22 protein-coding genes and 2 pseudogenes are annotated in these 21,366 nt (G+C 28.6%); 13 read left to right on the top strand and 11 right to left on the bottom strand.

Going from position 1 to position 21,366, the window contains the following annotated elements; translation table 11 throughout:
- Positions 1-2: 2 nt before the first annotated feature.
- Entirely contained in the window at positions 3-224 is a 222-nt protein-coding gene (locus tag KJR01_RS01860) for a MoaD/ThiS family protein (RefSeq protein WP_214116399.1), read from the bottom strand.
- Positions 211-2,574 carry a putative bifunctional diguanylate cyclase/phosphodiesterase gene (locus KJR01_RS01855; protein ID WP_214116397.1) on the bottom strand — a complete coding sequence of 788 codons (2,364 nt, stop codon included), beginning with the start codon at positions 2,572-2,574 and terminating at the stop codon, positions 211-213. The genes KJR01_RS01860 and KJR01_RS01855 overlap by 14 nt, the downstream gene beginning before the upstream one ends.
- A gap of 70 nt (positions 2,575-2,644) precedes the next feature.
- Here KJR01_RS01855 and nspC point away from each other — a divergent pair, with 70 nt between their 5' ends.
- The 7 genes and pseudogenes from nspC to KJR01_RS01820 all read left to right on the top strand — a co-directional run bounded on the left by nspC (position 2,645) and on the right by KJR01_RS01820 (position 7,687).
- The gene (gene nspC, locus KJR01_RS01850; RefSeq protein WP_214116395.1) at positions 2,645-3,805 is read left to right on the top strand and encodes a carboxynorspermidine decarboxylase; all 1,161 of its coding nucleotides are present in this window, start codon (positions 2,645-2,647) and stop codon (positions 3,803-3,805) included.
- Positions 3,806-3,922: 117 nt separating this feature from the next.
- Positions 3,923-4,741 (top strand): annotated as a pseudogene (locus KJR01_RS01845) (formate dehydrogenase subunit gamma); the annotation flags it as partial.
- The gene (locus KJR01_RS01840) at positions 4,731-5,075 is read left to right on the top strand and encodes a winged helix-turn-helix domain-containing protein (RefSeq protein WP_214116391.1); all 345 of its coding nucleotides are present in this window, start codon (positions 4,731-4,733) and stop codon (positions 5,073-5,075) included. The pseudogene KJR01_RS01845 and the gene KJR01_RS01840, both read left to right, overlap by 11 nt.
- Positions 5,075-5,620, top strand: a complete 546-nt coding sequence (gene yedF / locus KJR01_RS01835) for a sulfurtransferase-like selenium metabolism protein YedF (protein WP_214116389.1) — start codon at positions 5,075-5,077, stop codon at positions 5,618-5,620. Before KJR01_RS01840 ends, yedF begins: the two co-directional genes overlap by 1 nt.
- Positions 5,621-5,664: 44 nt before the next feature.
- A pseudogene (gene selD, locus KJR01_RS01830) lies at positions 5,665-6,636 on the top strand (selenide, water dikinase SelD); the annotation flags it as partial.
- Between the two features lie 84 nt (positions 6,637-6,720).
- The gene (locus tag KJR01_RS01825) at positions 6,721-7,002 is read left to right on the top strand and encodes a hypothetical protein (RefSeq protein WP_214116386.1); all 282 of its coding nucleotides are present in this window, start codon (positions 6,721-6,723) and stop codon (positions 7,000-7,002) included.
- 358 nt (positions 7,003-7,360) lie between these two features.
- Positions 7,361-7,687 carry a GNAT family N-acetyltransferase gene (locus KJR01_RS01820; RefSeq protein ID WP_214116384.1) on the top strand — a complete coding sequence of 109 codons (327 nt, stop codon included), beginning with the start codon at positions 7,361-7,363 and terminating at the stop codon, positions 7,685-7,687.
- 187 nt (positions 7,688-7,874) lie between these two features.
- Here the strand turns inward: KJR01_RS01820 and KJR01_RS01815 are convergent, their stop codons facing one another.
- The 3 genes from KJR01_RS01815 to dcd form a co-directional block, all read right to left on the bottom strand.
- Positions 7,875-10,463, bottom strand: a complete 2,589-nt coding sequence (locus KJR01_RS01815) for a molybdopterin-dependent oxidoreductase (protein ID WP_214116383.1) — start codon at positions 10,461-10,463, stop codon at positions 7,875-7,877.
- Between the two features lie 10 nt (positions 10,464-10,473).
- On the bottom strand, positions 10,474-11,040 hold the full coding sequence (locus KJR01_RS01810; protein ID WP_214116380.1) for a cytochrome C: 567 nt from the start codon (positions 11,038-11,040) through the stop codon (positions 10,474-10,476).
- A gap of 220 nt (positions 11,041-11,260) precedes the next feature.
- Entirely contained in the window at positions 11,261-11,821 is a 561-nt protein-coding gene (dcd, locus tag KJR01_RS01805) for a dCTP deaminase (protein WP_214116378.1), read from the bottom strand.
- A gap of 97 nt (positions 11,822-11,918) precedes the next feature.
- Between dcd and KJR01_RS01800 the strand changes: the two genes are divergently transcribed.
- Complete coding sequence (locus tag KJR01_RS01800; protein ID WP_214116375.1) at positions 11,919-12,341, top strand: TOBE domain-containing protein; 423 nt, start codon at positions 11,919-11,921, stop codon at positions 12,339-12,341.
- Between the two features lie 3 nt (positions 12,342-12,344).
- Entirely contained in the window at positions 12,345-13,130 is a 786-nt protein-coding gene (locus tag KJR01_RS01795) for a hypothetical protein (RefSeq protein ID WP_214116368.1), read from the top strand.
- 3 nt (positions 13,131-13,133) lie between these two features.
- On the opposite strand, the gene rpsR is transcribed toward KJR01_RS01795, so the two are convergent.
- The 6 genes from rpsR to KJR01_RS01765 form a co-directional block, all read right to left on the bottom strand.
- The gene (gene rpsR / locus KJR01_RS01790; protein ID WP_214116366.1) at positions 13,134-13,394 is read right to left on the bottom strand and encodes a 30S ribosomal protein S18; all 261 of its coding nucleotides are present in this window, start codon (positions 13,392-13,394) and stop codon (positions 13,134-13,136) included.
- 10 nt (positions 13,395-13,404) lie between these two features.
- On the bottom strand, positions 13,405-13,929 hold the full coding sequence (ssb, locus tag KJR01_RS01785; RefSeq protein ID WP_214116364.1) for a single-stranded DNA-binding protein: 525 nt from the start codon (positions 13,927-13,929) through the stop codon (positions 13,405-13,407).
- 10 nt (positions 13,930-13,939) lie between these two features.
- On the bottom strand, positions 13,940-14,323 hold the full coding sequence (gene rpsF / locus KJR01_RS01780; RefSeq protein WP_214116362.1) for a 30S ribosomal protein S6: 384 nt from the start codon (positions 14,321-14,323) through the stop codon (positions 13,940-13,942).
- A gap of 90 nt (positions 14,324-14,413) precedes the next feature.
- Entirely contained in the window at positions 14,414-15,361 is a 948-nt protein-coding gene (locus KJR01_RS01775) for a hypothetical protein (RefSeq protein WP_214116361.1), read from the bottom strand.
- Positions 15,354-17,264 carry an RNB domain-containing ribonuclease gene (locus tag KJR01_RS01770; RefSeq protein WP_214116359.1) on the bottom strand — a complete coding sequence of 637 codons (1,911 nt, stop codon included), beginning with the start codon at positions 17,262-17,264 and terminating at the stop codon, positions 15,354-15,356. The genes KJR01_RS01775 and KJR01_RS01770 overlap by 8 nt, the downstream gene beginning before the upstream one ends.
- Positions 17,257-18,075 carry an HDOD domain-containing protein gene (locus KJR01_RS01765; RefSeq protein WP_214116357.1) on the bottom strand — a complete coding sequence of 273 codons (819 nt, stop codon included), beginning with the start codon at positions 18,073-18,075 and terminating at the stop codon, positions 17,257-17,259. Before KJR01_RS01765 ends, KJR01_RS01770 begins: the two co-directional genes overlap by 8 nt.
- A gap of 99 nt (positions 18,076-18,174) precedes the next feature.
- Between KJR01_RS01765 and ilvC the strand changes: the two genes are divergently transcribed.
- The 4 genes from ilvC to ruvX are packed head-to-tail and all read left to right on the top strand — an operon-like array spanning position 18,175 to position 21,365.
- Positions 18,175-19,194, top strand: a complete 1,020-nt coding sequence (gene ilvC / locus KJR01_RS01760) for a ketol-acid reductoisomerase (protein WP_214116355.1) — start codon at positions 18,175-18,177, stop codon at positions 19,192-19,194.
- Positions 19,194-20,237, top strand: coding sequence for a divergent polysaccharide deacetylase family protein (locus KJR01_RS01755; protein ID WP_214116353.1), 1,044 nt, complete (start codon positions 19,194-19,196; stop codon positions 20,235-20,237). Before ilvC ends, KJR01_RS01755 begins: the two co-directional genes overlap by 1 nt.
- On the top strand, positions 20,212-20,991 hold the full coding sequence (locus KJR01_RS01750) for a DNA-processing protein DprA (protein WP_214116351.1): 780 nt from the start codon (positions 20,212-20,214) through the stop codon (positions 20,989-20,991). The genes KJR01_RS01755 and KJR01_RS01750 overlap by 26 nt, the downstream gene beginning before the upstream one ends.
- Positions 20,991-21,365, top strand: coding sequence for a Holliday junction resolvase RuvX (gene ruvX, locus KJR01_RS01745; protein ID WP_214116349.1), 375 nt, complete (start codon positions 20,991-20,993; stop codon positions 21,363-21,365). Before KJR01_RS01750 ends, ruvX begins: the two co-directional genes overlap by 1 nt.
- Position 21,366 lies beyond the last annotated feature (1 nt).

Below are 21,366 nucleotides of genomic sequence, written 5' to 3'. Positions count from 1 at the left end.
GCTCAACCACCACAAACAGGAGGTAGTATGCTTACTACATCGTTATCTTTTAATGCAATATCTAAACTATCTATGAAATTATCATTTATAGCAATAGCACTAATCTCTAACCATTCTTTTAAATCTTCAATTTTCAATAACTCATTTTTTAATTCACGAACATTTTTTACATTTAATTCAATAGAATTTTTATTAATAGGTCCTAAAAAATTAATCTTTACCATTTTCATATACCTTTTCTAATAAAATATTTTCAGGAACAGGTCTGCTAAAATAATACCCTTGATACTCATCGCAACCTAAGTGTTTTAAGAAATTTAAAATCTCAATATTTTCTACACCTTCAGCTACAGAGCGTTTATTTAAAGATTTAATAACATTTACAATAAACTCAACCAATCTTCTATTTTTTTCATTAGTATCTATATTTTGTATAAAGCACTTATCAATCTTAACAACATCAAAATCTAAATCTTGGTCATTTAAATAAGATAAAGAACTATATCCTTTACCAAAATCGTCCATTGATAAACCTACATTAAGTTTTTTGATTTTATCAATAATAGCCTTACTTGTTGCATTTTCTATTGAAAAGCTTTCTGTGATTTCAAATTCAATTAATCTTGGCGGTATGCCTTGAATGTTTTTTTCTATTGTATGAACTATTCCTTCGCTTAAAAGCTGCTTGGTGCTTAGATTTATACTAAGTTTTAATTCAAGACCTTTTTCTAACCATCTTCTTTGAGCTTCACAAGCCATTTTAATAATTTCATTACCTAAAGTAATAATTAAATTACTTCTTTCGCAAATTCCTATAAATTGGTCTGGAAATATTAATTTATCTCCTTTTTGCCATCTAACAAGAGCTTCTGCTCCTATAATTTTGCCAGATTTTACATCTACTTTTGGCTGATAATATAATAAGAATTCTTTATTTACAATACCATTTCTTATATCTTGTTGTAGCTTTAAATTAGCTTCATTTTGTTTGCCAATTTCTGCCGTATAACCAAATATCCAATTATCTCCACTAGCTTTATCATTTTCTATTGCTAAATCAGCATTTCCTATACATTCGTGTAAATTCTTGCTATCTTTTGGATATATACTAAATCCAACTCTAGCATTAATTTTAAATGGCTCATATTCTATTAAATCATCATTTGAATTAATTTTAATGCTTCTTGCGGTTAGTTTTTGATGGTATTTTTTAGCTAATGTAAAATAATCTTCATTTTTATCTACTTCAATTACTAATAAAAACTCATCAGCACTAACCCTAGCAAGGCATTCAAAAGTAGTTTTATTTTGTATAAATTTATATTTATCATATTTTATAAAGTCTAAGCTCTCAAAATGTTCATTATCGCCTGTTGCCATACCTTTTAAGGTTGTATAAAGTCTATAAGCTACGATTTTTAAAACTTCATCACCAAAACTTCTTCCATACATTGAGTTATAAATTCTGAAATTATCTATGTTAAAAAATAAAAATAATAATACCTTATTATCTTTTTTTACATAATTATCAAGGCTTTCAGTAACACTTATCATATTCATTAGACCGGTAATATTATCAATATACGCTTGTTTTTTGATATTCCCGTCTTTGGCTTGAATTTGTCTTATAAATCTAAGTAAAGCATAACTTAAAGTTCTAAATTCCTTAAATGCAAAATCACTATTTAATTGTTTATTCTTATTAAAATTAGATATATGTTTATTTAATGCTACATCAAAATGCTTAGTAGCTAATTCTATTTGCGCTCTTACTTCTTTCTTCTTTCTTATTATATATACCAAAATGCCTAAAAATCCAATTAATATAGAGCAACCTAAAAATGCACCTTGTATTAATGCCGATTCAAATCTTTTACTTTTTACTTCTTCTAAAGCTTCTTTTAATACATCACTTTTAACGGTAAATTCTAAAGCCAACCACCAATTTTTATCATAGCAAGTGTAAGCTTCATTTTCATATACACAATACCATCTTTCATTACCTAAAAAATTAAAATTATCATCTAATCTTTTTGCATTAAAATAAGAAAGTTGAGCATTGTGAAGATTTTTAATATTATTTAATGCTACTACCCTTTGAGTTTCTTCATATTTTTTAGGATTTAAAGTAACTCTTAATATTTTTTTATTATCTAATTCAACATACCTAGCGTAGTAATAATAAGTCGGGTCAATTCCATCAAAAACATCAATATCAATAGGATAACCCATATTTGCTTTTAAAAATTCTAAAGCTTTTTGTTTATCTTCGTGAGTGTTTAAATAATTTAATGCGAAATTGTAAGCACTATCTACAAATTCTTTGGCACTATCGTCTAAATATGAAAATTCTGCATCTAAATATTTTTTAATATTTTTAAGTTCTTCTTTGATATATTTATTTGATGATAAATTGATTTGTTCGTTATATTCTTGTTCTAGGCTATTTACTTCTTCCGTATAACTTGATTTAATAACAAATATTCCAACGCTAAAAATTAACGCAAAAAATATTATTGAATAAAGAGTTAAGCTCTTTATTGATTCTTCTAAAATTGACTTTCTTTCTTTCATAAAATACCTAATATATTATAAATTTAATATGATATTATAGCAAAATTATTAATACCGAAAGGAAATTGTAATGAAATATATTGAAAATAATATTAAAACACCAGCTTACATTTGCTACGAAAGCAAACTAAAAAATAACCTTGAAATCTTTAAAAAAATTCAAGAAGAAAGTGGAGTTAAAGTCTTATTAGCTTTAAAAGGATTTGCATTTAGTGCTGCTATGCCTTTAATTAAAAATTACTTAAAAGGCTGCACTTGCAGTGGGTTATGGGAAGCAAAATTTGCTAAAGAATTTGTAGATAAAGAAATCCACACTTACGCACCAGCATTTAGCAATGACGATTTAGAAGAAATATTAAATCTTAGTCATCACATAGTAGTTAATTCATTGAATGAATATAAAAAAGTTATAAATCATAAAAATTATAAAAATCAATCTTTAGGAATTCGCTGTAATTTAGAGTTTTCAGTAGCTCCAAAAGAAATTTATAATCCTTGCGGCAAATTCTCAAGGCTTGGCATTAAAGCAAAGGATTTATTAGATAGCGAAATAATAGTTGATGGGCTACATTTTCACGCTTTATGCGAAGAGAGTTTTGAGAGTTTAGAAAAAGTCTTTAAAGTATTTGAAGATAATTTCTTAAAACCATATCTAACAAAACACCCATTAAAATGGATTAATTTTGGTGGCGGTCATCATATCACAAAAAAAGGCTATAAAGTAGAAGAATTAATTCAATTCTTAAAAGCTATTAAATCAAAATATAATCTTGAAATATACCTTGAACCAGGAGAAGCTATTGGTTGGCAAACGGGGGATTTAATAGCTAGTGTTTTAGATATTGTTGAAAATGAGAAAAAAATAGCAATTTTAGATATTTGTGCTGAAGCTCATATGCCTGATACTATCATTATGCCTTACACTAGCGAAGTAAAAAATGCAAAAATCCTAGCAAGTCGTGATGAATTAGCAAAAACACAAAGCACTAAAAATAGCTATCTTTTAACAGGTAATTCTTGCCTTGCAGGAGATATTATGGGAGAATATGAGTTTAATCAAGAACTAAATATAGGAGATAAGATAATATTTTGCGACCAAATTCATTACACAATAGTAAAAAATACAACTTTTAACGGAGTAAAATTACCAAGTTTAATTTATGTTGGTGAAGATGGTAGCATTAAAAGTCAAAAAGAATTTAATTTTAATGACTATTCAAGGAGAAATTAAAAATATTTTGATATAAATTAAAGAATAAAATCATTTTAGGAAGATATTATGAAAAAGTTTTTTGTATTAGCATTTTTATTTACCTGTTTAAATGCTAGTGATTTAACAACTACAGGAAGAGTTACTAATATTACTAGCTATGAATTAGGAGAAATTTGGACAATATTAGCATCAAGTTATATTGCTTCACTTGCTTTAATTGTCTTAATTGCAGTGCTTTGTGCGTTTTCATTACATTATATGGTAATAGGACCTAAAACATTTAGTCACGAAGGCAAAAAAATATATGCCTTTTCATTATTTGAGCGTGGTTTTCATTTCATTGCTGCACTTGCTTGGATTATATTAATTCCAACAGGCTTAATTATTATGAATGGTCATTATTTTGGTGGTGGAGTATTTGTAAGACTTTGCAAAAACCTTCACGGAGTTGCTACTATTTTATTTTTTATCTCAATTATTCCTATGTTTTTTTGTTGGATTAAAAGAATGTTACCTGCTAGTTATGACATAAAATGGCTTATGATAGTAGGTGGATATTTAAGCAAGGTTAAAAGACCTGTTCCAGCGGGAAAATATAATTTCGGTCAAAAAATGTGGTATTACATAGCCGTTTTTGGTGGAGCTATTATGATAATTACTGGTGCGTTTATGTTCTTTTTAGATTTTCAAAGCGAATTTTTACAAAATATGTTAGGAATTAGCCATATTAATATTTTAAGACTTAGTGCAATAGTTCATAATATCTTAGGCATTGTTTGTGCTGCTATGTTTTTCGTGCATTTATATATGGCTGTATTTGCTATCAAAGGCTCAATTCACGCAATGATAACAGGATATAAAGAAGAAGAAGAAGTATATATTTTGCATTCTTATTGGTATAAAGAACTTACAAAAAATGGAAAAATAACACCGAGTTATAGCTATGAAAAATAAAACACCTAAAATCAAATTCTGGTTAGAAGAAGACGGCGAAATTTTTGGAAAAGGTAATTATGAGATATTAAAAGCCATAGAAAAATTTGGCTCAATTAATGAGAGCTCAAAACAACTTCATATGAGTTATAAAAAGGCTTGGACTAAGAAAACTAGCACAGAAAAATTTTTAGGTGGAGATATATTTATTAGCAAAAAAGGAGCTAGTAAAGATAGCGGAACTATTCTTAGCCCTAAGGCTTTAGAATTTATGAAAAATTATGAATTATTAGAAAAAGAATTAGAAGAATTTTTAGAAAAAAGATTTAACGAACTATTTAAAAAGGAAGAATAATGAAACTAGATTTTAGCGGCAAGGCTTGTCCGATACCTGTAATTGAAACAAAAAAAACATTAATTAATTTAGCAATTAATGATGAGTTAGAAATAATAGTTGATAACGAAGCAGCAAAAGAAAATATCCAAAGATTGCTTAAGAATTTAAATCAAGAATTTGAGCTTAATGGATTTTGCTTTAAATTAAGAAAAAGCGAAATAAAAAGCTCAAAAGATGAAACAAAACAACAAGAAGGAATATTCTTAAAATCTTTAAAAGTTGGCGAAGGCGAATTAGGAGCAATGCTTTTAATTGGATTTTTAACTGCCGTAAAAGAAAGAAAAATTCAAAAAGTTGTATTAATAAACGAAGCAGTTTTTATAGCTTGTGATGATACCCATCCAGCATTTAATGCTTTAAAAGCTTTAAGTGATGATGGAGTTGATATTTTATGCTGTGCAAATTGCTTAAATTATTTTCAAGTTAGTCCAAAAATTGGTAGAAGTTCAAACGCAGTTGAGATAATAGATACTTTATTTGAAACAAAAATGGTAAATCTATGAAACTTACTCAATTTAGCAAGCACGCAGGTTGAGGAGCTAAGCTAAGTCAGGCTGACTTACACAATGCTTTAGCTAATATTAAACCTAGCAAATTTGTATTAAGCTCAACTACTAGTAATGAAGATGCTTGTGTTATTGATTACCCTAAGGTAATTTCTACTAATTTAGAAGATTTTGCCTTAGTTCAAACACTTGATTTTATTACCCCAATCGTAAATGATGCTTATGATTACGCTGTAATTGCTGCGGCTAATTCATTAAGCGATATTTTTGCAATGGGTGCGAAGGTTATGAGTGCTATGAATATAGTTGCATTTAGCGAATGCTTATCTCAAGATATTTTAAAACAAATGATAGCAGGGCTTAATGATACTATTAATTTAGCGGGTGGATTTTGTGCTGGTGGGCATACTTTAAATTCTAGTGAAGTATTTTTAGGGCTTAGCGTTACTGGTTATGTTAAAAAAAATAGTTTTTTAAGCAATAACAAGTCCTTAGAAAATGATGTTTTAATAGCTACAAAACCACTAGGAACAAGTCTTAATGCTATGGCTATTAAGGCTAATTTAGACGATGATTTTAGCGAATGTATAAATGGTATGAAAAGCCTAAATAATAAAGCTTTAGAACTTTTAAATGGCATAAAAATCAATGCTTGCACTGATATTACAGGCTTTGGACTTATTGGACATTTGAGCGAAATGCTAAATGATAAAATATCAATTGAAATCAATTCTGATGCGATAAAGTATTATAAAAATACTTTAAATTACGCTAATTTAGGACTTTTTGGAGCAGCTAGTTATACAAACAAAAATAGTTTAAAAGGACTTGTAAAATCATTTATTGAAGATGATTTACTTTTATATTCTCCAGAAACAAGTGGTGGATTAATCCTTAGCATTAGCGAAAAAGACACTCAAAAAGCTTTAGATATTTTACACAATGCAAACATAAACGCCTACGCCTTTGCTAGAGTTGTAAAGAAAAACGATAATAGAATTTGTATTTTTTAATAAATCAGTTTTCTAAAAATATTTATCATACATTAACTTAGGGGGGGGGTATAATTATTATCTAATTACAAATAAGGAGATATAATGAAAAAAACCCTTGCTATTTTAGTTGCATTAGTTTTTAGTGCTTGTAATGATTTTAAATTAAGTAATTTAAACCCTATGGAACTTTTATCAAACCCTGATTTAATAAGCAATCAAACAAAATGTATAAAAGATAAAGATGCAAATTCTTGCATTAAAGTCGCTGATGAATTAGCTAAAAACTCAAATTCTAAAGAAAACTTAGACAAAATAAAACAACTATATAATCTTGCGTGTTCGTTCGGCTCAAAAGAGGGTTGTGTTAAATTAAATAATTATTAAAAAGGGGAAAATCCCCTTAACTATGCTTTCATAGGTTCATTAAATACTATGAGTTTTTAATATTCAAATTTAAATTATAACTTCACTTGTAATTATTAATTTTATGGAATTTAAAACTTAGTAATATAAAAAATTTATCTCATATTTATCGCACAGACTTCTTTATAAAAAATACTAATCAACCCACTTGCTTAGCAAAACCACTAAAAAGAATGACAAATCTTGAATGAATTTTTATGCTGTAATTATTAGATTGAATACAACCATCAAGATAACAATTACATACCAAGTGATTAATCACTATAAAAACTTTTCAACAAGCTAATTAAATAATTTTAATCTAAATTAAGGGAAGATTATGGAATTAATAGAAATTTCTAGTGATGAGTTTTTTAATTTCGCAAAAGATGTGCAAAATACTTTTCAAATAAGTCTTAGAGATAAAACTGATGAAAATATAATCACCATTGATGAGATTTTCAAATCTTTAGAGAATAAAAATGCTAAAAATTTTTATGTATATGACAATGGTGTAAAAATAGGTGGAGTATGTCTTTTAATAGATGAAAATACCCAACATAATAATCTTGATTTGTTTTATATACTTGAAGAATTTCATAATAAAGGCTATGGTTTTAAAACTTGGCAAATGGTGGAAAAAACTTTTCCTAAAACTAAAGTTTAGACTAAAACAACACCTTATTTTGAAATAAGAAATATCCATTTTTATGTCAATAAATGTGGTTTTAAAATAGTTAAATTATCAAATTTATCCGATAAATTTAATAATATTGAAGAAGTAGAATGGTTGTTTGATTTTGAAAAAATAATGAATAATTAAAATTAAATTCTAGGGGCAAATGCCCCTAATATTATGCTTTTACAGGTTCAGTGAATACTACGATTTCAGGTTTTTCGCCTTCAAATTTTTTGATATTTACTAAAGCTGTATGAGAGATATTTCCATTTGCAAGTTCGCTTGTTGGAATATCTATTGTTAGCACATTCGCACATCCGTATTTGCAATCATTATTATCATCAGGGTCATACCAGCCACCTTCTTGTAACACTACTACGCCTTTTAATACATCATTGCTTACAACTGCTCCTGCAATAACTTTACCACGAGCATTGAAAACCTCAACTAAATCTCCATTTTTAATACCTTTAGCCTTAGCATCTTCGCTATTGATTAAAATAGGCTCGTGTCCATTTACAGCATAAGTTTCTCTTAAACTTGTGTGGCATAGTTGTGAATGTAAGCGGCTCGTTGGGTGTGGGCTAATCATATGAAATTCTGCGCTCTTTTCTTTCATACCTAGCCATTCAATTGGTTCAAACCACATAGGATGAGCTTTACAATCTTTATAGTTCATTTTTTCAATAGTTTCACTATAAATCTCAATTAAACCACTCGGAGTTCCTAATGGATTTAAGATAGGGTCTTCTACGAAGTCTTTAAATCTAACGAACTCATAAGCATCTTGAGAAGCTTCAAATTTCAATGCTTTATTGTTTTCCCAAAACTCTTTAAATTCAGGCATTTCTACGCTTGTGCTTTTCTTAGCAGCGTTATAGTATTTTTCTATCATTTGCTCTGGAGTTTGATTTTCTGTATAAGCATTTACTAATTTTGTAGCTAACATTGCTGCATCTTTTTCACTTGCACCCTTGCTAATCGCACAAAGAGTTCCATAAACTTTAGCAAGTTCAACAAAGATTTGCATATCATCTTTACTCTCTTCAACTGGCATAACAGCAGCTTTCATAGGAACTATATGCATATTAGAATAATCCCCACTCATAGAAATATCATTTCTTTCATATTGGCTAGTTGTAGGTAATAATATATCAGCCATTCTAGCAGTTGGAGTCCAGTAAATCTCATTTACTACAACGGTTTTTAGCTTTTGCCAAGCTTTTTTTAGAGTTTTTAAATCTTGATGATGAACGAATGGGTTACCACCTACCCAATAAACAAAATCTATATCACTATAAGTAATTTTTTTACCATTGTGGTCTATTGTTTTACCTGGGTTTAATAGCATATCAGCAATTCTTGCCACAGGAATTTCATTATCACTTGTTTTTGATAACCACTCAGGTAGATTTTCGCCTGCACCACTATTTCCAGGTATAAATTTACCATTTTTATCAAATGTTCCTTGTTTAACGCCTTTAAACACGCCTTTATCCCAAAGACCATTCATGCTAGCGTTAATTCCGCCTACTATTGGAGCATTAGTTGTAGCAACGCCACCATTTGAATAATGATAGCTTAAACCAAATCCGCCACCATCTTTACCAATATGACCTAGCATTGCACATAAAGTTACAAGCATCCAATGAGGTTGCTCTCCGTGATGAGCTCTTTGCATACCCCAACCACTCATTACTAAGCTTAGATTTTCTCTTAATTCCTTAGCTAAATTCTCAATTACACTTGCTTTAATTCCACAAATATTTTCAGCCCATTTGCTATCTTTTTTAACGCCATCAGTTTTACCCATTAAATAATCACTAAATTTATCAAATCCTATTGTGTAATTCTCCATAAATTCAGCATCATAAAGCTTATTATCAATTAAATATGTAGCCATACCCATCATCATTGCCACATCAGTATTTGGGCGTGGAGCTAACCACTCGCCTTTACCTTCAAAGAATTTAACAGTTGAACTAGCTCTTGGGTCTATGCAAATTACTTTTATTTTGCTTTCTTTGATTTTTTCCATATATGCACGACCTTCGCCATCAGTTACAGTCCAAGCAATTTTTAAAGTATCAATAGGATTTGCACCCCAAATAACTATAACTTTTGTATTTTCTAATACTAAATCCAAGTTAGTTTGTTGCTCATAAACTTCAATAGAGCCAACAACATGAGGCATAATAACTTGTGATGCACCAGTAGAATAATCTCCTAATGAGCCTACAAATCCGCCCGTTAAGTTCATAAATCTATGAAGTAATATTCTTGAATTATGCACATTTCCGCTTGATTTCCAGCCATAGCTACCTGCAAAAATCCCATTAGCTCCTTTTTCATCATAAGTTCTTTTTAAACTTTCTGCAACTAATTTTAAAGCTTTATCCCAGCTTACCCTAACCCACTCATCTTTACCACGAAGTTCAGGTTTATTATCTAGTGGATTTTCTAAGAAACTTTTTCTAACATAAGGATATTTAACACGATTAGCATATACTAAATCAGGTGTGTAGTGTTGTAAATCATTTTTTAAATTCTTAGTTTGATTTGCATCAAATGGCTCACTTTTTACTACTTTACCATCTTTTATAGTAAGCTTTAAAATACCCCAATGTGCGCCCGTTACAACTTCGCCATTTTTTACTAAGCCACTAGCAACTGCTTTACTTTCAGCTCCTAATACATTTATAGGTGCAAAACTCATAGCACCAACTGCAGCTGAACCTTTTAAAAAACTTCTTCTATTTAGCATAATGTCTCCTTTATTTCATATCTTTTGCGTGTTTTTGTAGATATTGCACCACTAATTGTCTATCAGCTTTATCAATTCCTGTTCTTGTTTCCATTGCCTTAAATGTAGCTGGCCATTGATTTGCATTAAATTCACTAACAGGATGAAGTGGATGACAAATGCCACAATTTTCTTCAAACATAGCTTTACCTTTTTCAAAAAGTGGTTTTGCTGATTTTTCTAAATCCACTAGCTCATCTTTTTTAGCAAATACTTTAATACTAGCTAATTTAAAACCATTTTTTAATTCTTTTTCAACTTTAAAATCTACTTTAGCATTTTTACCAAATGCTGCTACTAAAATTCTATTTTTGTCATTAAAATATAAAATATTACCTTGATTAGGATTGTAATATCCTTTAATTTTAAGTTCAGCTAAATCGCCGTCTTTTACTATCTCAAAAGCATTAGTTGGAAGTAGTTTTCCTTCTGCTTTTTTCGCATCTACTGAAGTGTAAAGATTAATAATTTTACCGCTAAATTGCTCTGCAGCAAATACTGAAGCCGCTAAAGCACAGCTTAAAAAAATCTTTTTCATAAATCTCCTTAAAATAAAATTAATTTTTAAAACTTGTTAAAAATTATAAAATTATTGCACTAAATAGTAAATAATTTTTATTCATAAAATATTTTATTGAATATTTAATTTGCCTTAGATTAAGGTGCTTGCTAAGAATAATTTTAGAATGCAAATATTATTTGGAATAATAATAAAACTTAAGAATTTGAAAAATCACTTTCAAATTCTTGAAGATAAATTACTTTAAAACTTTTGGAAGAGTTATGCCTGTTTGATTTTGATATTTACCTTTTTTATCAGCATAAGAAGTAATGCAAGGCTCATCACCTTGTAAAAATAACACTTGAGCTATACCTTCATTTGCATATATTTTTGCAGGTAGTGGAGTGGTGTTGCTAATTTCTATTGTAATATGACCGCAAAATCCAGGCTCAAAAGGTGTAACATTTACAATAATTCCACATCTTGCATAAGTGCTTTTACCAAGACAAATTGCTAATACATCTCTTGGCATTTTAAAATATTCAACCGTTCTTGCAAGTGCAAATGAATTCGCAGGAACAATACACTCATCACCTACGAAATCAACTACATTTTTATCATTAAAATCCTTAGGGTCAATCATAGTGCTATTTACATTTGTAAATATTTTAAACTCACGCCCAACACGAATATCATACCCATAACTAGAAAGTCCATAGCTAACCACATTTTTACCTACATTCTCTTCACAAAATGGAGTTATCATTTCGTGTTTTAATGCCATTTCTTTTATCCAAGCATCACTTTTTAGTCCCATTCATATCCTTTTTATGATTTTTAACTATTATACATTTAATTTTTAATATAGGTTTTATTTTATTATTAGATGAAATTTATGAATTTAAAGGAAGATTATGTTAAGTGCAAGAAATATATTAAAAATACAAATAACTAAAGTTGAGAGTTCGCCTATTATTTCATTAGTTACTGCAAAATTAGAAAATAATAAAACAATCAAATCTTTAATAACTACAGAAAGTGTAGATGATTTAAATCTAAAAATAAATGATAATGCTATAGCAGTATTTAAAGCAAATTCTGTAATTGTTAGCAAAAACGAATGTGCTACTCGTTTAAGTAGTGCAAATGAACTAAATGGCAAAATCGTAAGTATAAAAAATGGTTCGGTATATAGCATAATAGAAATTAATTGTAATGGAATTTTAATTACAGCTAGCATAACCAATGATAGTGCAAATAAGATGGATTTAAATATAAGTGATAATGTAAATGTTTTAATAAAAGCGAGTGATATTTTAATAGGAATTAAAGAATAAAATATGAAAATATTTTTAAGCTGGCTAATAAGTGAGATTAAATCAAATGAAAGATCTTTCATAGCTTTTTCTTTTTCTACTAAAAAATTAAATATTTATTATTATTTATTTTTTGCTTTATACTTGCTTATAAAACCTGATAATATCACTAAAATATTTCGTATATTTATAGATGAAAAAGCAGTATATGATGATATATTTTTATTAATTCCTTTTGCAGGACTTCAGATTATTTCTTTTGTGATATTTATCCCATCTTTTATAGTGGTTTTATTTAGCTTATTAATTGATAAAAATAAAATCAATCTTGCTTGTGAATTAGAAGATTTTTTCAAGGCTTTGTTTTATGCGTTTATATTTGTATTTTGCATATTTTGTGCCTTAAGTTTTATTAGTCAATCTAATGAACTTTTCTTTATTTGTTTAATGGCATTTGTTTTTATATCTATATTGTTATTTATAATTGCTAAAGATAATTTATATTATTTTTTTAGCATTATTTTATATCTTACTTGCTCGTTACTTCTTTATGAGCTCATAGATATTTTTTATATTTTAGTTTCTTTTTTGATTTTACTTATAATTTCAATTTATATAAGGCTTAGAAGTATTTATTTGCTTTTGCTATCAATGCCTTTGATACTTCATTATTTTATAGAATTTGCACATAGTTATTTTGCAAGCAGTGAAGGTGTGATAAATGCTTTAAGTGAGTTGTTTATTACTTTGGCTATATTTATTTTGATTTTTGTATATGATAAAAGAATTAGGCTAGAAAATCTAGCCTAAGAATTATAGACCTTCAAACGGATTTGTAACTACGTTTTTGCGGTCGCATACATAAGGAATTAAAGCAACTGCTCTTGCTCTTTTAATAGCTAGCTCAACCATTTCTTGGTGTTTTTTGCTTGTTCCTGTTAATCTTCTTGGCATTATTTTAAAACGCTCTGATAATGCGTGTTTTAATAATGCTGTATCTTTATAATCAATAAAATCAACTTTTGCTTCTGTAAATTTGCAATATTTTCTTGAATACTTTCTTTTTTCTGCCATAATTTATCCTTTAAAATGGTATCTCTGCATCATCTGCCGAGTTATAATTATAATTATTTCTTTCTTCAGCAAAATTATTTTGTCTTTGATAATTCTGCTCTTCTCTTGCATAATTATTTTGTTGATAATTATTTTGAGTAGGTCTATTGTAGTTATTATTTGCTTGATAATTGTTTCTAGGAGCATTATTATTTTGCATTTCATCAGGTTTGTTGTCTAACATTTCCATATTTTCAACTACAAGTTGAATTTTTGAACGATTTTGATTGGTTGCTGTATCTACCCAAGTTTGTTGTTGTAAATAGCCTTCAACCATTAGTTTTGAACCTTTTCTTAAATATTGCCCTACAATTTCTGCTAATCTAGCATAAAACACTACATCTATAAATAAAGTTTCTTCTATTCTTTCGCCTGTGTTTGAGCTTCTATATCTACTAACAGCCATTGCATTATTTACTACCGCACTACCTGTTGTACTAATAGTTTTTATTTCTACATCTCTTACCAAACGACCTATTAGAATAACCTTATTCATATCTTATCCTTTATTCTGCTGGAGTTTCAGCCTTAGTTTCTTTTTTGCTTTCTTTTTTACCTAATCTTTTGCCTTGAGAAAGTATTTCCCACGCAGCGATTTCGCGTCTGTTTTCGTATTTAACTATTAAAAATCTAATTACATCTTCAGTGATTTTTAAAACACGCTCAAGTTCTTTAATTAATGAACCTGGAGCTTTAAAATATATTACATAATATACGCCACGCTCATATTTATCAATTTGGTAAGCTAATTTTCTAGTACCCATTTCAATAGTATTTGCAATTTCAGCACCATTTTTTACTAGAGTTTCTTTAACAAACTCAACTCTTGCTTTTAATTCTTCATCAGTTAGCGTTGGCTTTGCGATGAATAAAACCTCATAATGTCTCATGATTCTCCTTTTGGATATTAAGCCTAGATTTACTAAGCAAGGAATTTTGCATAAAGCAAGGCTTGATTTTAGCAGTTTAATCTTAATATTTTATGAGTTTATTAAAAAATATATTTTTAAAAGATTTGAATATGCTATTTCTTTTGAAGAATTATTGTTATTTAGTTTTAATTCATATTCAGCGTTTAATAAAATTGCGAAAATTTCTTCGTAAAAATTAGATAATTTTCTCGCTTGATTTTCTAATTCTACGCAAACTTGTCTTGGTGGAGTGTAACCAAAGGCTATTTTATAATCAATTCTACCATTTGTTTTTAGATTTGCACTTATTGTAAAAAGTCTTATTAAACTTGAATAAAGTTTATTAACTAAAGCGATTTCATCTTCATTTTCTAATATTTTATAAATATATTCATTTGGCTCTTTTGTCTTTAAAAAATTACTCAAAAAATCATCAAACCCTAAAGCATTATCGCTTTCTAAATGCTCTTTAATAGTGCTTAAATCTAGTGTTTGATTTTTATATTTTAAAAGCTCACAACCTGCTTTAAATATATCAAATTCATAATTTTTTTGAAGATATTGCAAGGCTTCTTCACTAGCATTTATTTTATAAAAATTAGTAATTTCTTTTAATAAAGCAATTTGCTCAAAGCTAGTCTTTTTCTCAAAAAATCTAACAAAATTATTATTAATACTTAATTCTAAATCTTTTAAAGCTTTTCCATCATAAATAGCTAATATTAATTGATTTTCACTATTAATATGCTTTAGAATTTCTTTTAAATCCTTACTTGAAATTCCTTTTTCAAATTCTAAAATCAATTGCTTAGAACTAGCAAATAACGAACTCTCACTTAAAAAATCAACAGCTTTATTTAATTTATAATCGCTATCTCTTAAAATCAGCCTTTCATCGTATTTTTTCAGACTTTTTATGATTTCTAAGTTTATAAATATACTTAATCTACACGCCCCATAAAGCATAAAGGCATTAGGAAGATTGTTTTTTATTTTGTTAAATTCTGCTTCATACATCTTTAACTATCCTAGCAAAAACCTTAGCGCTTATTAAATCTACTTCATAAATCTCAACTAAAACCCTAGAAAATAAAGTTACATTAGGATTTGCAATAAATATCCTTGCACCCTTAAACTCATCATCTAAAACACCTATTGTAATATCTTCGTTTTTAGTGATTTTTACATAAAATCTTTTACCAATATTTTTATGAAAATATCTTGCATAAACCCTATCACAAAAATCCATTGCCACCTTATCAGCTTCTCTTTCAAGATTACTAACTTCAAAACATTTATTCTCAAGGTTCGTGCTAAGGTATGTAAATAGCTTATCTTGATTTTTCATAAGAGCTTTTAATAATCTATGCAAAATCAAATCCGAATATCTTCTAATAGGACTTGTAAAATGCGAATACCTTTCAAATCCTAATGCAAAATGCCCTTTATTTTCGTGTCCATATTCAGCTTTTTTAAATGAACGAATGATGATTTTATCTACTTCAGCACGGATATTTAATTCATCTGCTAAGCTCTGAATATTTTTGATATTTTCATAGATATTTTCTCCACCACTAAAATCAAGTCCTAATAATTGCAATTCTTCGTACATAGCAGCGATTTTATTGTAATTTGGGCTTTGATGGTTTCTAAAAATAGCTAAATCAGGGCACATTTTAGCCGCTGCTTTATTAGCAAGTAGCATACAATCCTCAATCAATTGATGAGACCTTGTTGATTGCTCGTAATAGGTCTTAGTAATTTGCCAGTCGCTATCAATCTCCATTCTTAGCTCTTCTGTTAAAAAATTAAAACCTTTATTTAATCTAGCATTTCTTATTTTTTTTGTAAGCTCATTTAAAGAATATAAATAATTGCATTCTTTTAAATCAGTTTTTTTGTCTAAATACTCATCTACTTCATCGTAATTAAATCTTCTTTTTGAATTAATTATGCCTTCATAGATTTCTTCTTTTATTACTTTTGCACCTTCAAAATATATTTTAAAACCAAAGCAAAGCCTGTCTTCATTTGGGTTTAAAGAACAAATTCCTTCACTTAAAACTCTTGGCAACATAGGAATGCTTTTATGTGGAAAATATATACTAAATCCACGCTTTAAAGCTTCGTTATCTAAAGCACTAAAAGCCCTTACATATTCGCTTACATCAGCAATTGCTACATATAAAATCTGATTTTTTTCATCAAAATAAATAGCATCATCAAAATCTTTTGCGTGAATTGGGTCTATCGTGCAAAATGGCAAATGTCTTAAATCAAGTCTATCAGGATAAAAACTAGCATCAACACTGCCACTATAAGCATTTGCTTCATCTAAACACGCTTTATCAAATTCTTCAGTTTTATTAAATAAAGCCATAGAGATTTTTTCATCTACTTTTTCATCACTAATATGCCCTAGCACTTCTACTACATTTGAACTTGCATTATCAACCTTTAAAATAGTGCCAACAGGTAAGGCTTTTAATGATTTTTGAGATACGCTAAGTTGTCTTAAAAGTCCTGTTTTAAAGCATTTTCCAAATACTACATTTTTTAGCATTTGAGTAATAACTAAAGAAAATTCTTCTTCTCTTTTTAAAACAAGTATTACAGCAGCACTCGGGCGACCTTTTTGCTTTTTAATCTTTTTTGCAATTACAATATCGCCGTATCTTGCTGAATGTAAATCTTTTGATTTTATGAGTAAATCTCGCTCTAAAAACGACGCTTGTAAAAATCCATCGCCTTTAGAATTTATATCCATTTTGCCATAATAAAATCCATTATTAAAATAGATTTTATTATTGTATTCGCTTACTATTTTTTCTATTAATAAGACTTTAATTATTTCTTTTTGTTTTGAATTAGCATTAAGCTTATTAAAACCTTGCCTAATGTTTTCTAAAAACTCAAGCATCTTGTTCTACTACTTTAATAGCGTCTATTAATTTATCTCCTAATAAGCCATTATTTTTAGCGTCTAATACACATTGAACTATCATTTCTTCATTAAAAAATCCAAAAATATTAATAAGATTTGAAACTATATTTAATGCAATTGCATTCTTTTTTATATCATTACTTGCGTTTTCTGGATTTACACTATAAAAAATAGCATCAATCATATCAACTTCAAGATTCCATTTATCAAATATCATAGAAGTTACTTCTTCGCTACTCATTCCTAAAAATTGCTTTTCATAATCACTTAATTCTTTAATATTTCTTAAATCACTTAATCCATTTTTAAATTCTTCTGCTTTATTTGTTTCAACTAATTCAGAAGATATAATTATCTTGCCAATTTCTAGCAAAAACGATGCTGGAATTACGACTTTTTTAGTATTGTCTGCACTTCTATTAAGCCAATTAATTGCTAATGAATTTTGCATAGTTGAGATTTTTGCAAACATTGCTTCATTCATATTGTAAGCACTTAAATTGATTTTAAAAGAGTTTTTAACAGCTGCATTTAAAGCAAATCCTTTAATAGTTGTCATTCCAAACAAATTAACAGCCCTATCAACACTACTAATTTCTCTTGAAAATCCGTATAAAGGCGAATTTGCTGATTTTAAAATATTTGCAGTTAGCATTGGGTCTTTTTCAACTATTTTTGCTAAATCTTTTAAAGATGAGTTTTCGTCATTACAAATTCTTTGAATTTCTAAAGTGCTTTCATTAAGCGGAGGTAGGCTTTTTATTCTTTTACTAATAAAATCTTGCATAATAAACCTTTTAAGTAAATAAAATTTGATATTTTTTTATTAGATTGTAACTAAAATAGTTATAATTTGCTTAATTAAATCAAAAGAAAAAGGAAAAATATGGCAGTAAATGTTTATTATGATCGTGATTGCGATTTAGGTTTAATTAAAAGCAAAATAGTTGCGATTATTGGTTTTGGCTCACAAGGACACGCTCACGCTGAAAACTTAAGAGATAGTGGTGTAAAAGTTATAATTGGTCTAAGAGAAGGAAGCTCGGCTAATAAAGCTCGTGCTAAAGGTTTTGAAGTTTTAAGCGTAGCTGATGCGACTAAAAAAGCTGATGTTATTATGATTTTAACTCCTGATGAGTTTCAAGCTCAAATTTTTAATAGCGAAATTAAACCAAACTTAAGCGAAGGAAAAGCTATAGCATTTGCTCACGGATTTAATGTTCATTACGGACAAATTGTAGCTCCAAAAGGAGTAGATATTATAATGATAGCACCTAAAGCACCAGGTCATACGGTAAGAAATGAATTTGTAATTGGTGGTGGTGTTCCTGATTTAATAGCAGTTGCTCAAGATGAAAGCGGTAATGCAAAAGCTCTAGCACTAAGCTATGCAAGTGCAATTGGTGGCGGACGCACAGCTATAATTGAAACTACATTTAAAGACGAAACAGAAACAGACCTTTTCGGCGAACAAGCAGTGCTTTGTGGAGGTTTAACTGCACTTATTGAAGCAGGATTTAATACACTTGTAGAAGCTGGATATGAGCCTGAAATGGCATATTTTGAGTGCTTACACGAAATGAAATTAATCGTTGATTTAATGTATCAAGGCGGAATTGCTGATATGAGATATTCTATTTCAAATACAGCTGAATACGGCGATTATATTACAGGCGAAAAAGTTATAAATGAAGATAGCAAAAAAGCTATGAAAAAAGTATTAAAAGATATTCAAGATGGCACATTTGCAAAAGATTTCATCTTAGAAAGCCGTGCAAATTATCCAAAAATGAATGCAAGACGCAATATTACTAAAAACAGCCTTTTAGAACAAACTGGCGTTAAATTACGCAAAATGATGCCTTGGATTGAAAAAAGCAAATTAGTTCAACAAGATAAAAATTAATGGCTAAAAAAAAGCAAAAAAGCAAAGCTAATTCTAGCTTTGCTAAAACTCTTAAAATAATTTTTTTATTTTTATTATTATTTGGCATAGGGCTTTTAGTATATTTAAATATATATGAAAGCAAAGAGCAAATTAGCGAAACTAAAGAGATAAAAACTCAAAAAGAAATTCAAAAACCAAAACCGCAAACAATAGTAAATGCTATAAATAATTATAAAAATGAAAAAAGCATTGATAAAGAAAAGAATTTAAATCAAAATTTTAGTGATATATTTGCTAATATGGATTTAGAAAAAAATGATGATAATTGTAAGGTAACTAGCGTAACTTGTTTTGATACTAAAGAAACTTCAGCCTTTGGTTCTTTAGCAAGTGCTACTAATATTAAGGCAAAATTAGCAATTATTATTGATGATGTTGCTACAAAAGAACAAAGCGAAGAAATCAAAAAAATTATTAAAAATGGTAAAAAAATCACTCCGAGCTTTTTTCCTAACACAAACAATCACCCAGATACTAATAAATATTCAAAAGAATTTAAATCTTTTATGATACACCTTCCTTTAAGGGCTTTAAAGTTTAATAAAGAAGAGCCACTAACTCTTACTCCAAGTGATAGTTATCAAGTGATTGAAAATAGGATTAAAAATATCAAAATCGCTTTTCCAAATCTAAAATATCTAAACAATCATACAGGCTCATTATTTAGCGAAGATGAAAACGCTATGAGAAATTTATTTAAAGCATTGAAAAAATATGATTTGATTTTCGTTGATTCAAGGACTAATGCTAACACAAAAGCACCTACAATTGCAAAAGAATTTAATCAATTTTATATCCACAGAAATGTATTTTTAGATAATTCACAAGATTTAAATGATATTCGCAAAAAGCTAGATGAAGCAGTGGAATTTGCCCTAAAACACAAAAGAGCAATAGCCATAGCACACCCACACAAAAATAGCCTAAAAGCAATTAGCGAATATGACTTTTCTAAAGTTGAGCTAGTTTATATAGATGATATATACAACGATTATAAATGAGTTTAATACTCTTAAAAACCCGCCTGATAAGATTTATTATAAAGGTAATTTAGAGCTTTTAAAAATGCCTAAAATAAGCATAGTAGGCTCTAGAAAAATGAGCGTTTATACAAAAAATCTAACCTTTAAACTAGCACAAAAACTAAGCCAAATAGGTATTTGCGTAGTAAGTGGTGGAGCAATTGGAGTAGATATTGAAAGTGCAAAAGCAAGTCTGCCTTATCATATAGGAATTTTTGCAAATGGACTTAATAAAATCTATCCAAAAAGCAACGAATTAATCATCAAACAAATATATGAAAACGCCCTAGCACTAAGCGAAAACGAGCCAAATCATATCCCATTAAAACACGATTTTTTAGCTAGAAATCGCCTTGTAGTAGCTCTTGGAGATATTTTAATCATCACCCAAGCAGACATTAAAAGCGGTTCATTAAACTCAGCAAAACACGCCCTAGAATATGGAAAAGATATTTATGTATTAGCCCAAAGAATAGGAGAAAGTGATGGCACAAACGAGCTAATCGCAAACTATAAGGCAAAAATAATTTATGATATTGATATTTTCGTAGCACAAATGCAAGAATACTTCAGCGTTCAAAAATGCTACACTCAAAACTACGATGAGTTTTTAGAATTTTGTAAAAACGGAGCAAATCTTGATGAAGCCTTAGAGCGATACGGCGAATTAGTATATGATTATGAGCTTGATGGAAAAATAATAATTGATGGAGTTTTAGTTAGGAGTGTTTAATGGAAAATATACTTGCACTTGATTTAGGACTTAAACGAATTGGCGTTGCAATTAGCATAATGAAAATTCCTATGCCACAACCTGCAATAATTAGAATAAATCGCAATCAAGCAGCCACAGAAGTAAAAGAACTAATCAAAAAGCACAAAATCACTAAAATTGTAATAGGAATTCCAATGGGCGGTAGTGCTGAAGATGAGATGAGAAGAAGAGTGGAGCATTTTTCAAAACTAATTGAATTTAGTAATATAGTCTATTATGATGAGAGTTTTACAAGCAAGCAAGCAGCAAAAATTATTAGTAGCAAAAAAAAAGATGGCAAACAAGATAGCATTGCAGCATTTTTATTGCTTAAGGATTATTTAGGAATTTAAA

Origin of the sequence: Campylobacter sp. 2018MI10 (assembly GCF_018501175.1) — a bacterium.
Taxonomy (GTDB): domain Bacteria; phylum Campylobacterota; class Campylobacteria; order Campylobacterales; family Campylobacteraceae; genus Campylobacter_E.
The sequence above is the reverse complement of the archived record's forward strand: the minus strand, read 5'-3'. Positions and strand labels throughout refer to the sequence as shown.